The sequence below is a fragment of the Chryseobacterium sp. Bi04 genome (genome assembly GCF_918698085.1).
Classification (GTDB): Bacteria; Bacteroidota; Bacteroidia; order Flavobacteriales; family Weeksellaceae; genus Chryseobacterium.
Genome location: NZ_CAKKLP010000003.1, coordinates 21,523 through 34,066, shown reverse-complemented (window position 1 = coordinate 34,066; position 12,544 = coordinate 21,523). Strand labels below are relative to the sequence as shown.

At 36.4% G+C, this 12,544-nt stretch carries 9 protein-coding genes; 2 read left to right on the top strand and 7 right to left on the bottom strand.

All coding sequences use genetic code 11. The features are described from left to right. Positions 1 to 25: 25 nt before the first annotated feature. The 7 genes from LQV47_RS06355 to LQV47_RS06325 form a co-directional block, all read right to left on the bottom strand. Positions 26 to 997, bottom strand: coding sequence for an NAD-dependent epimerase/dehydratase family protein (locus tag LQV47_RS06355; RefSeq protein WP_230035014.1), 972 nt, complete (start codon positions 995 to 997; stop codon positions 26 to 28). Further along, entirely contained in the window at positions 994 to 1,779 is a 786-nt protein-coding gene (locus tag LQV47_RS06350) for an SDR family NAD(P)-dependent oxidoreductase (RefSeq protein WP_230035012.1), read from the bottom strand. The genes LQV47_RS06355 and LQV47_RS06350 overlap by 4 nt, the downstream gene beginning before the upstream one ends. 143 nt (positions 1,780 to 1,922) lie before the next feature. Continuing rightward, on the bottom strand, positions 1,923 to 3,026 hold the full coding sequence (locus LQV47_RS06345) for a helix-turn-helix domain-containing protein (RefSeq protein ID WP_230035010.1): 1,104 nt from the start codon (positions 3,024 to 3,026) through the stop codon (positions 1,923 to 1,925). Positions 3,027 to 3,057: 31 nt separating this feature from the next. Next, positions 3,058 to 3,699 carry a rhomboid family intramembrane serine protease gene (locus LQV47_RS06340; protein ID WP_230035008.1) on the bottom strand — a complete coding sequence of 214 codons (642 nt, stop codon included), beginning with the start codon at positions 3,697 to 3,699 and terminating at the stop codon, positions 3,058 to 3,060. 43 nt (positions 3,700 to 3,742) lie between these two features. Beyond that, positions 3,743 to 6,331: a DNA gyrase/topoisomerase IV subunit A gene (locus tag LQV47_RS06335; RefSeq protein ID WP_230035006.1), complete on the bottom strand. Its 2,589-nt coding sequence runs from the start codon at positions 6,329 to 6,331 to the stop codon at positions 3,743 to 3,745. Positions 6,332 to 6,339: 8 nt separating this feature from the next. Continuing rightward, positions 6,340 to 6,816 carry a hypothetical protein gene (locus LQV47_RS06330; RefSeq protein ID WP_230035004.1) on the bottom strand — a complete coding sequence of 159 codons (477 nt, stop codon included), beginning with the start codon at positions 6,814 to 6,816 and terminating at the stop codon, positions 6,340 to 6,342. A 24-nt stretch (positions 6,817 to 6,840) separates the two neighbouring features. Continuing rightward, a complete protein-coding gene (locus LQV47_RS06325; RefSeq protein WP_230035002.1) occupies positions 6,841 to 8,727 on the bottom strand; it encodes a DNA topoisomerase IV subunit B in 1,887 nt (628 codons plus the stop codon). A 217-nt stretch (positions 8,728 to 8,944) separates the two neighbouring features. On the opposite strand from LQV47_RS06325, the gene LQV47_RS06320 reads away from it, so the two are divergent. Together LQV47_RS06320 and LQV47_RS06315 are read left to right on the top strand one after the other, a co-directional pair. Further along, on the top strand, positions 8,945 to 11,815 hold the full coding sequence (locus tag LQV47_RS06320; RefSeq protein ID WP_230035000.1) for a histidine kinase: 2,871 nt from the start codon (positions 8,945 to 8,947) through the stop codon (positions 11,813 to 11,815). After that, the gene (locus LQV47_RS06315) at positions 11,784 to 12,515 is read left to right on the top strand and encodes a response regulator (RefSeq protein ID WP_230034998.1); all 732 of its coding nucleotides are present in this window, start codon (positions 11,784 to 11,786) and stop codon (positions 12,513 to 12,515) included. The genes LQV47_RS06320 and LQV47_RS06315 overlap by 32 nt, the downstream gene beginning before the upstream one ends. Positions 12,516 to 12,544: the final 29 nt, after the last annotated feature.

Genomic DNA, 12,544 nt, shown 5'->3' with positions numbered 1-12,544 from the left:
TTTTTATTTTTTTACGGAATGAAGGTCAATACGTATTGTTTTTAATAAAATACTGAACAGCATCTTCGATTGCCTTATCAATAGATTGGTATTTGATTCCCAGCTCCTTTACCGATTTTTGGTTAGAATAATAATTACAAATCTGCAGGGCTTTCATATTGGAAGTGCTGATGCTTGTTTTTATGTTTAATTTTCTCAAACCGTCACCAATCAATCCAAGGAGACTCAAAATTCTATTGGGAATGGCTATCATAATTGGGTTTTGATCAGTAATTCGGTTTACTTTCTTAAAAAATTCACTGTAGCTTAGGTTTTCATTGGCTAAAAGGTATTTTTCACCAGTTCTTCCATTTTCGATAGCATTTAATATGCCGTGGGCTGCATCTTCCACATGTACAAAGTTCTTCCCTCCTTTCGGATAAAAGACCAGTTTCTTTTTCCAGGTCCAGAAGATTATTTTCCCGGAACTTGGCTTGCTATCATAAGCTCCGATCATAAAAGTTGGATTAACAATGATAACCTCTGTATTTTTACGGTTCTGTAAAAGATACTCTTCCGCTGCCAGCTTACTTTGAGCATAGAAAGAATAAGTAAAAGGATAAAGCTGGGGGGATTTTTCACTTCCCCAGAAGCCTGTATTTCCAAATCCTAATGTATTTGCTGTACTCACAAACAAAAACTTTTTCACTCCCATTACCTCTGCATGGGTAAACAGGTTCACTACGGTGTCATAATTCACGTTCTTATACTCCTCATAGCTGAGGAGGTTCTGCCGTGTTTCTGCCGCAATATGAATGATACAGTCAGTATTGCTGAGATGTGATGAGATATCGGATGAAAGATCTGTTTCCACCAATTTCAGATTTTCGTTTTCTTCGCCCAGCCAGCTGCTTTTCTTGCGCACCAGAGCAGTAACAGAATAACCATTTTGTAATAACTTAATGATAACATTAGTTCCCAGAAGCCCTGTTGCTCCGGTTACACAAATTTTTTTCATGCTTCGATTTCTCTTTTTATTGCCTGGGTCATCAGCGGAAGTTTTATCCATATCGGTAAAATTCTCATGATCAGCCAGCTGATTGGGTTCACCATAATTACGGAATCTTTTTTAAATAACTGGTGAATACAGTAAGAAGCTACTTTATCAGGGTTTAAAAGGGTCAGCCTTCCTAAAAAGCCTTGTTTTTCAATCCGTTTACATACATCCGTATTGGTTTTCATGGCTCCGGGATTCACTACGCTTACAAAAACATTGGTATCTTTCAGCTCTTCATGTAAGCCTCTGGAAAAGGAATGGATAAAGGTTTTAGAAGCCGGATATACTGTTTTAAACCCTATAGGGGAAAAAGCGGCCATGCTTGAAACATTTAAAATATAGGCTTTCGGCTGCCTTAAAAGATTAGGAAGAAGCTGATGGGTAATAAGTGAAGTGGCAGCCACATTCACCTGAAGGATAGTATTGATGTAGTCTGAGCTGGCTTCTGTAAATTTTTTGGTTCCCCCAAGACCTGCATTATTGATCAGGATATGAATGTCAAAGGATTGATTAAGCCATGCTGTAAGTTTCATCACATTATCATGTACGGAAAGGTCTACTTCATAATAATGGGCTTTTATAGGATAGTTTTTTTCGAGTTCTTCTGTAAGCTCTTTTAAATTCTGATTGGGAAGACTTACCAGAATAACATTGATATTTTTCCTGGCCAGATTTTCGGCAAATGCTTTTCCCAGTCCCTGGCTGGCTCCTGTAATAACGGCGTATGATTCTTTGGTTTCCATAAAACAAAATTTATGGTACAAAGCTAGTATAGATGTAAAATTTTAATGTTCCGACTTATCTTAATGAACTCATTTTATGACAACACTCAAAAAATATTAAAATATTGAATTACAATGGATTATCAACATTAAAAAGGTAAACTTTATAAATCGGAACTTATTTTTTTAAATTCTGAAGGGGTCTGACCGGTGAGTTTTTTGAACGTAGTATTAAAAGAAGTCTTGGAATTGAATCCCGACTCATAGGCAATTCCTAAAATTGAAAATTTACTGTCCGTATCTTTGAGAAGTACTTTTGCATATTCTACCCTGTATCCGTTGACATACTGGAAAAAGTTCTTTCCAAAACCGGTATTGATGGCATAAGACAGCTGATGACTGGAAACTTCAAGTGTTTCTGCTAATTTGATCAGGTTCAGCTCACTATCCAAATAAGGCTTACCGGTCTCCATCATGTTTTCCAGCTGAATTTTAATCTTACTTAATTCTTCATCTGAGATCAGCTTTCTTTTCACTTCTTCTTCATCAGCATCTTCATCAATAGAGATCAGCTCCTGGCGTTGTTTTTCTTCTACAGGATAAATCTCCTTTTGCTTCAGAGAATAATAAGCGACCCAGTAAATAACCAGCAAAAAAACTGCATTAATGAAGAAATTTAAAGAGGTGGGATCATAAAACAGGTTGTAGATCACATAAATAATATTGACAATAAAAAGTACAACGATAATATACTCCAGCCAGTTTAGGTTAATTCCTTCTGTATTGGAGGAAAACTGCTGAATTTTTCTTTGATGCTTTCTGATGATAATATAAGAAAGTCCGGTGTAAAACAGGGCCTGAATGAGGATTAAAATAACACTCAGATATTCAAATGGATTACTGAGTCCGGATTTTATCAGGAAAAGACATACCAGAAAAGCTGCCGGAAGCAGTAGAAATTTAAGATCCGTAATTTTAAAAGTAAAAGAAGGATTGGTATAAAACAATACGCTGAAATAAAAAACAATGGGCGTTAGAAACTGGATAAAACGCACTACATACAGAGAATGGAACTCAATTACTGATCCGGTGATTAAAAACAGAACCTCATCCATCCAAAAGGTAGACCACAGAAACAGAAAAACCCCGAACCAGAAATTCGCTTTTCTGTTAACTTGTAAAGGGTTGGTGAGTTTCAGCAGGGAAAGCAAAACCAATGAACCATAGATAAGTATCACGATGAAACTGTTTAATTCTGATGTGTTCATTGGTTTTGATATTTTTAGTAAAAATAGTATTTTATCCTATTCTTTTCCTGACAAAGATCTGATATCCCAGATAAATCAACGGCAGTGACATCACCCCCAAGAAAAGCATATTACTCATTGCCAGCTGTGGGTGCATTACAATAGAATAAATAAGCCCAAAAAATGCACCTCCCAAATGAGCGGCATGTCCCAGGTTATCCCATTGTTTAGGATTCAGCATCATGTATACTGAATATCCAAAGTATAATGTTCCGAACAACCATCCCGGAAGGAAGTTAACACTGATTTCATTCGGTGCCATTGCAATAGATGCAAAAATAATTCCTGACACAGCACCAGAGGCACCAATAGCAGAATACCACGGTTGTTTTTTATAGATCTGCAGACTGAATAAATTCCCAAGAATCATTGATCCGAAATACACGATCAAAAATCCTATTTCTCCAAAGAAATGAATAACCACTCCCTGAAAAAAGTAGAGAGAAAGCATATTAAAAAATAAATGCATAAAATCTGCATGCAAAAATGCAGAACTGATAAGCCTGATATATTCTTTCCGATTGGCAATAGCCCCAACATTAAATTTATATTTTTCAAATAAACTTGTATTGTTGAGTCCCATGTAACTAAAAATACATGTAACAGCCATTATAATTAAAACAACTATATTCATCTGATGTCTTTTTTATCTATTTTTTTGATCTGAAATTCTTTATTTATTCAGATTCATTATTCTCTCCATCCTGAAACAGATCACCGATGATCCCTCCATCTTCATCCATATCTCCTGTCTGTTCCGGCTCTTCGTAAACTTCGGGTTCTTCTTCCACAGGTTCTGGAATCGTGATGTTGATTGCTTTCACCTTAAATTTCGTGAACTGATTTCCAATTGCTTTTATTCCTTTTACAGTAATAAACTCATCAATGTTGATAGTCTCAGGCTCACGGTCTTTTCCTTTATCTTTTGCAAAAATAATCTCAGCTGTTGCTTCGTTGGCCACGATTACATTTTCAATGAACGATTTTGGATGTTCTGAAGGCATAAAAGTCTGTACATTAACGGTATTTTCCAATAAGAATCTCTTGATAAAGTACATATCTTTTTCTCCGTCATAGTAAATACAGGTAATAGGCTGTCCGGGCCTCCATTTTTCAAGCACCAGGTATTCATCATCAAAACGGTTGCCCAAGTCGAAAGAAACCAGCTTTACTTCGCCATTGGTATTAATGGTCAGAATCTTGTCATCGCCTTTGAAGCTGCCTAATAAAGTTCCTCTTGCATCCGCATTCAGTCTTCTTACCGTATCGTCGAACCATATCTTTCTCGGGGCCAGTGTAGAAACACCCTCTTCCTTCATATCAACTTTCTTCACTGCATATTTGGTCACAAGATTTCCTTTGGAATCTCTTCCTTTAATGGCAAGTTCGGAGAAGTTGATCTCCATTTTATTTTTCCTGATCCTTGGGTTCGGTTTTAAAAGGACGGTCACGGTCTCCGCTTCCCCGTTAGGGTTAGCTGAAAAATACAGCATTTCTGAACCTTTTTTATCTGAAGCCAAAGGATAATCCGTATTTCTTGTTACTCCGGTTACAGAAAAACGTTTCATATAATAAGGACCATCTCTACCTTCGCGGTAAATCATATTATATACAGTCCTTTTATCATTTTTCTTCCAGATTGCCACGTGGAGAAGATCCTTTCCTATAAAAGTTTTAGCTTCCACTTTTACCACTTTCATGCTTCCATCTTTTCTGAAAGTAATGATATCATCAATATCAGAACAATCGAACATATACTGATCTTTTCTCAGGGATGTTCCGATGAATCCTTCTTCAAAATTGGCATAGAATTTTTCGTTTGCTACGGCTACTTTTGTTGCATCAATAGTATCGAAGATTCTAAGTTCTGTTTTTCTCTGCTTATCTTTTCCGTATTTCTTCTGAATATTTAAATAATACTCAATAGCATAAGGAATCAGATTAGCCAGGTTGTGTTTTACCTGTTCTATTTTACCTTCAAGGGAGGCAATATTTTCTTTAAATTTATCTAAATCGAATCTTGAAATTCTCTTGATCCTGATCTCTGTTAATCTTAAAATATCCTCTTCCGTTACTGCTCTTAAAAGATGTTTGGTATGAGGCTTTAATCCTTTATCTATTGTCTTTAGTACATCATCCCAGGTTTTTACCTCTTCAATATCGTGATAGATCCTGTTTTCGATGAATATCCTTTCTAATGAAGAAAAATGCCAGCTTTCCTGAAGTTCGTGAAGCTCAATTTCGAGTTCTTTTTTCAGCAAAGAAACCGTATGATCCGTATTCATTTTCAGGATTTCCGAAACATTCATAAACATAGGCTTATCTCCTACAATTACACAGGCATTGGGAGAAATAGTCACCTGGCAGTCTGTAAATGCATAGAGAGCATCAATTGTCTTGTCCGGTGAAACATCATGATGAATATGGATCAGAATTTCCACTTTATCTGAGGTATTGTCCTCAATTTTCTTGATTTTGATCTTCCCTTTCTCGTTCGCTTTTAAGATAGAATCTATCAGATCACTCGTAGTCTTGGAGTAAGGAAGTTCAGAAATAACCAGAAGATGTTTATCTGTCTGGGTAATTTTTGCTCTCGCTCTTACTTTTCCTCCTCTGTGACCGTCATTATATTCGGAAACATCCAGATAACCGGCCGTCAGGAAGTCAGGAAATATTTCAAATCTTTTTCCTTTTAAATAGGCTACGGAAGCATTGATCAGCTCATTAAAATTGTGCGGAAGTATTTTGGTGGAAAGCCCTACCCCAATTCCTTCCACTCCCTGAGCCAACAGCAAAGGGAATTTTACAGGAAGATCAATAGGTTCATTATTTCTGCCGTCATAGGATTTTGCCCATTCTGTTGTTTTGGGATTAAATACCACTTCCAGTGCAAAAGGAGTCAGCCTGGCTTCAATATACCTTGCAGCAGCTGCAGAATCTCCCGTATAGATATTTCCCCAGTTTCCCTGGGTATCTATCAGGATTTCTTTTTGCCCGATCTGCACCATGGCATCCGTAATGGAAGCATCACCGTGAGGGTGATATTTCATGGTATTTCCTACAATATTAGCTACTTTATTATATCGGCCATCTTCCAGTTCTCTCATAGAGTGCATAATCCTACGCTGAACAGGTTTCAGCCCGTCATACACCGAAGGGATAGCTCTATCAAGAATTACATAGGAAGCATAATCCAGAAACCAGTCTTTATAAAGCCCGGAAACTTTCTTTAAGCTTTCACCCTCATGCGAATATTCTTCTGTCATTTTTATTATTAATCTTTTTTCTCTTTATTAGCTTTCACTACTTTGTTCAGAGAGAGTTTTAAATCATTTACTTCTTTTCCGTTCAGATAAGAGATCTGGTACTTCAGTACTGTAGAGCCGTTATTCTTACTTGAAATGGTAATATATAGTCTTTTGATAAAGAGGATAGTTATTACATCATATTTTATCAGTTTATATTTTGGAAACTCATCATACAGAGGAGTATTCAAAAAAGGAATAATATTTCTGTTTTTAAAATTCAGGGCTTCTCCATCACTGTCATATTCAAAAATCTGTCGTCCGTTAAGATGGAAGGCGATTAACATCAGCACCGGGACGATAATCAGTAAATAGCTTTCATTTCCCAATGCATTAAACCTATATTCATTAGCTAAAAACCCGACTATTCCCAATACAACCATCATAAGGAGCAACGTATTGATAAAATTGTACAACGATGCTTTGTTACGGTTACTTAGTCTCATTAATTGTCATGTTTATTGTAAGTTTTAAGAGGTGCTTATTTCATCCAAAGCTTCTTTCTTATCAATATCCGTTTCCTCCACCACCAGATTTTCCAGGATAAATGTCTGCCTGTCCGGTGTATTTTTCCCCATATAAAATTCCAGAAGCTGTTCTATGGTCTGATCTTTTCCGATGACCACAGGCTCTAAGCGGATATCTTTTCCGATGAAATGTTTAAATTCATCCGGAGAGATTTCTCCAAGTCCTTTAAATCGGGTAATTTCCGGGTTTTTCCCAAGTTCATTTAAAGCTTTTATTCTTTCTGCTTCGGTATAGCAGTATCTTGTTTCTTTTTTATTCCTCACTCTGAATAACGGGGTCTGAAGAATATAAAGGTGATTGTTCTTGATCAAATCGGGGAAGAACTGCAGGAAGAATGTGATCATCAGTAAACGGATATGCATCCCATCAACATCGGCATCCGTGGCAATGATTACCTGATTATACCTAAGGTCTTCAAGACTTTCTTCAATATTTAAAGCAGCCTGAAGAAGGTTAAATTCCTCATTTTCATATACTACTTTCTTCGTAAGACCATAACAGTTCAAGGGTTTTCCTTTCAGTGAAAATACAGCCTGTGTTTCTACATCTCTGGATTTTGTGATAGATCCTGATGCAGAGTCACCCTCGGTAATGAATATTTGGCTATCGCCTTTTCTTTCTGCTTTCTGATCGTTATAATGCTGTCGGCAGTCGCGAAGCTTTTTATTGTGAAGAGACACTTTTTTGGCTCTTTCTCTTGCCAGCTTCTGTATTCCTGAGAGTTCTTTTCTTTCTCTTTCGGAAATCAATATTTTCCTTTGGATCGCTTCTGCAATTTCAGGATTTCTGTGCAGGAAATTATCCAGTTTGCTTTTAAGAAAATCAATGATAAAGGTTCTTACAGTAGGCCCGTTTGGTCCTATATCATTAGACCCTAATTTTGTTTTGGTCTGGGACTCAAAAACAGGTTCTTCTACATTGATGGAGATGGCAGCAATAATAGATTTCCGGATATCGGAAGCATCGAAATTTTTATTGAAAAATTCACGGATAGTCTTCACATATGCTTCACGGAATGCATTGAGGTGCGTTCCTCCCTGAGTTGTATTCTGTCCGTTTACGAATGAAAAATAGGTTTCCGTCTGGGATTTATCTGTATGAGTGATCGCCACTTCAATATCCTCATCTTTCAGATGAACGATAGGATAAAGGGTATCGCTTTCAAGTTCTTCTTCCAATAGGTCTTTCAGACCATTTTCAGAAAAATAGGTTTCTCCGTTGAAAAGGATTTTCAGTCCTGGGTTCAGGTAAGCATAGTTGCGGAGCATTCTTTCGATATACTCTTTTCGGTATTTAAAATGCAGGAATATTTCACCATCAGGAATGAAGGAAATCTCCGTACCGTTTCTGTCTGAAGTTTCTCTTTCCTCAAAGTTTTCCGTGATCATTCCCCGGGAAAATTCAGCTACCTTCATCTTTCCGTCACGGAAAGACCGTACTCTGAAATAGTCTGAAAGGGCATTAACGGCTTTGGTACCTACCCCATTCAGTCCGACTGATTTTTTGAACGCCTTACTGTCGTATTTACCCCCGGTATTCATTTTGGAGACGGCATCTACCACTTTCCCCAATGGAATTCCACGGCCAAAGTCACGGATCGTAACTTTACCGTCATCCACTTTTATTTCAATTCTTTTACCGGACCTCATCCTGAACTCGTCTATAGAGTTATCCAGAATTTCTTTAAGTAAAATGTAAATACCATCATCAGCGGAAGAGCCATCGCCGAGCTTCCCGATGTACATGCCGGGGCGCAGACGGATATGTTCCTGCCAATCGAGGGTTCTGATATTATCTTCTGAGTAGGTTGGATTTATTTCTTGTGACATATATGATTTCAGCAAACATACAAAAGTACGAAATTGTACAAAATTATCCGAATTTTTTCAATCTGTTTTTTAGTATTTTCTCTCATATTTTGCATTATTATCCTTCAAACTATATCTTTACATTATTATTCATATCCACGTGAAAAATTTATTTATTTTTCTGGTAATTTCTTATATTTTTCTTTTATCATCAATATTTTTTGCTCAAATCCCCGGATTGGTAAATTATAGTGAAGAGGAAGGACTGAACAGTTCATATACCTATACCTTAAGCCAGGACCTCAACGGTTTTATCTGGATAGGAAGTGATAATGGACTATTTCGCTTTGATGGAAAAGAATTTAAGCAGTATAATAAAGCAGACGGATTAAAAAACATTGAAGTCTTATCCTGTCATCAGTTATCGAATGGAGAAATTTTCATTTTATCTTTTCTTAATGATTTTGCGTATTTGAAAGACGGCAGAATTATTAATTCAGACTCGAATAAGGAGCTCAAAAAAATGCATTTTGAACATAATCCCAGCATTTATATTCATCAAGATGCAATCTATATGTATGCACCCGGCAATCCTAAGAATATGTATATTTACAGGAACGGAAAGGTTAATACAATCCCGTTATTCATTAATGGAGACGGCTCTTCTCATGCAATTTCTTTCGATCTTTCTAACCACCTCCTCTATTTGGCTGATAAAAGTGGAAAAAAGAATATTGAAGCTTATGACATTGTCACCAGAAAGAAAACATCCTGTAATATTCCATTAGGAAAAAAAACAATGGTATACAGGAAGGATAGCTTTTACATTTTTAAAAGCCAGGGAAAGATTGAAATTTATAAACTACACGATAAGTTCACTTTTAAAAAAATCCAGACCTACTTCACGAATGAGAATATCCAGCATGTATTTATAGATAAAAATTACGGAATATGGCTAAGCCTGGAAAATGGAGGTGCACTGCATTTCAAACAGACCTTACTGGACAGCAGGAAGCTTTCTGATCCGGTAAAATTCTTAGACCAATATGTCATCAACAGTATCCTGGCAGATCATGATAATAACATCTGGTTTTCTACCCAAAACAATGGGATTTATTTTATTACTGACAAGTTCCTTAAGAGTTATATGCATCTGCCCATCAAAAATAATTCGGCTTATATAACGGCTATTGCAGGAAATGACAGCGGTATTTTTTTAGGATACAACGAGGCAAAAAGCGGTATATACCGTTCCCATACCATAAAGGATATTGTTTTTGAAAAAAACAGGAAGATAGAGCATAAAGCTATATTTTCAGAAGGCAATACAGTAATATTTGGTTTAAGCAGAAGCCTTATCCAATACAACACAGCCACTAAAAAGAAATATATTTTAAATGCATCGGATTATAATCCAAAAAATGTTCTGCCATATATCCAAGGGTCCGTATTAATCTGTTCGAATGACGGCCTGACTGCTTATAATTACAATGCGCATACATATTCTAAAATTCTGCAGCAGGAAAGGATTTATACAGCGCTGCTCTATGATACGGACAGTCTGTTTGTGGGAAATTTTAAAGACCTCTATAAAATGAACACCCGGACAAAAAAGAAAAGTCTCTTCCTGGAGGGCTATTATTTTACAGATATAAAAAAGCTAAGTCATAATCTATATGTGGGAGCCACCAATTTAAATGGTATTATCCTCTTCAGCAACAGTAAAATTCTAAAAAGGTTAACACAAGGCAGCGGTCTTCTGACCAGCCAGATCAAAAAAATAGAAGTAGAAAATAAAAATGTTTTCTGGGCAAGTACCAATTCAGGCTTAAGTAGAGTTGAGATCCGAGGTACTGCTATAAAGATCAATAATTTCACACAGACTGACGGCTTGCCTTCAAATGTTGTAGCGGGATGTGTCATAAAAGGAGATACCCTCTTTGCCGGCACTTCAAAAGGATTAGGAATACTTTCAATCAGAAATTTATTATCGCAGAAGAAGTTCATTCATAAAAAGGTGATCATTAATTCTATTACGATTGGCAGTCAGGAATTCTTCAATCTGCAACAAAAACTTACAAGCCAGACTCCCAACAATAACATTGTATTTAACCTGAGTTTCCCGGATTATGCTTCACAGGGAAAAATAAGTTATAAGTATAAAATTGAAGGCCTGAATGATACCTGGGAAACCAGCAGTTCTTCTAAGATCATATTAAACTCCCTACCACCAGGAACTTACACTTTTAAGGTATTGGGATTAGGCTATAACGGAAAACAGTCATATACCTCTACAGATGTTAATTTTAAAATTGAACCTAAATTCTGGCAGACCTGGTGGTTTAAGTTCCTGATGATTGTTTTGGGAGCTGTAATACTTTTTATCCTGATCACTTTATATTTTCAGAAAAAAAGAAACAAGAAACTGGAAAACCTTTATTACGAGAAGAAGATTGCAGAACTCGAGCTGCAGGCGATAAAGGCACAGATCAACCCTCATTTTATTTACAACTGCCTCAATTCTATACAGTTTCTGCTGTATAAAAAAGATTATGCAGAAACAGAGAACTATTTGGATATTTTCTCACAAATGATCAGAAAAACACTTCATTATTCTGAAAAAACATTCATGCCTATACAGGAAGAAGTGGAATACCTTTCCCTGTATCTGAACATGGAGAAACTTCGTTTAAAAGAGCAATTTGATTATTCAATACATATATCGGAAACCGTGGACAAAAGCTGGACTATTCCTTCCCTTCTGATACAGCCTTTTGTTGAAAATGCAATAAAACACGGTGTTTCAGCATTAGCAGACCGGAAAGGAAAAATAGATATCAGGTTTGATTACAGCGGTTCGTCACTTTGTATAACGGTTGAGGATAACGGAAACGGAATAAGCAGCAAAGATCAGACGATTATAAAATCCGGTTCTTTTGGCGTAAAATTATCTCAAAAGAGAATTGAAACATTTAAGCAGCTTTTTGAGACTAATATCATTTTAGTCATTAAAAACCTTTCTGAGCAAGGACAGGAACACGAACAAGGAACTCAAATTAAAATTTATATCACCCCCCATGAAAACCAAAATACAAGCCTGCATCATTGATGACGAACAAGACGGAAGAGATTATATTGCTCTCCTGCTGCAAAACGAATTTCCGGAAATTCAGACTATATTTCAGGCATCAAGCATAGAGGAAGCTTATATTTATCTTTCCAGAAATTCACCGGACATTCTTTTTTTGGATATCCAGCTGAAAGATGGGACGGCCTTTGATCTGCTGTCTCAATTCAAATCGATAGATTCCCAGATTATTTTCATTACAGCATTTGAAAATTTTGCGATCCAGGCCATTAAAAATGGTGCTGCAGATTATCTTTTGAAGCCGATAAAAAAAATGGACTTCATCATTGCGGTTAATAAGACCCTAGAAAATATCAAAAAAAATAAAATAATTCCTGCAGGTTCTTCGAAGAAAAATAAAATCAGTCTACCTACTCTGCAAGGCTTTAAATTAACAGATATTAATGACATCATACGATGTGAAGCAGATTCAAGCTATACCACATTTTACCTCGCAGACAAAACCAAAATTATTGTTTCCAAAACTCTACACGAGTTTGAAGAATTCCTTTCGGAGTATAATTTTTTCAGAATCCATCATAAGCACCTCATTAATCTTTCTCACCTTAAAGAGTACATCAAAGGAAAAGGAGGCCAGGTAATCATGACAGACAACTCTGTACTGGATGTTTCTGTTCGCAAAAAAAATGATTTTTTGTCGAAAATAGAACATATGGAGTAAAAACAGATCCGCCCGTTTCTATTTTATTC

Coding starts and splice junctions, on each gene's coding strand:
- LQV47_RS06340 (WP_230035008.1), bottom strand. CDS start 3,699: ATGAATATAGTTGTTTTAATTATAATGGCTGTTACATGTATTTTTAGT.
- LQV47_RS06330 (WP_230035004.1), bottom strand. CDS start 6,816: ATGAGACTAAGTAACCGTAACAAAGCATCGTTGTACAATTTTATCAAT.
- LQV47_RS06355 (WP_230035014.1), bottom strand. CDS start 997: ATGAAAAAAATTTGTGTAACCGGAGCAACAGGGCTTCTGGGAACTAAT.
- LQV47_RS06350 (WP_230035012.1), bottom strand. CDS start 1,779: ATGGAAACCAAAGAATCATACGCCGTTATTACAGGAGCCAGCCAGGGA.
- LQV47_RS06315 (WP_230034998.1), top strand. CDS start 11,784: ATGAAAACCAAAATACAAGCCTGCATCATTGATGACGAACAAGACGGA.
- LQV47_RS06345 (WP_230035010.1), bottom strand. CDS start 3,026: ATGAACACATCAGAATTAAACAGTTTCATCGTGATACTTATCTATGGT.
- LQV47_RS06325 (WP_230035002.1), bottom strand. CDS start 8,727: ATGTCACAAGAAATAAATCCAACCTACTCAGAAGATAATATCAGAACC.
- LQV47_RS06335 (WP_230035006.1), bottom strand. CDS start 6,331: ATGACAGAAGAATATTCGCATGAGGGTGAAAGCTTAAAGAAAGTTTCC.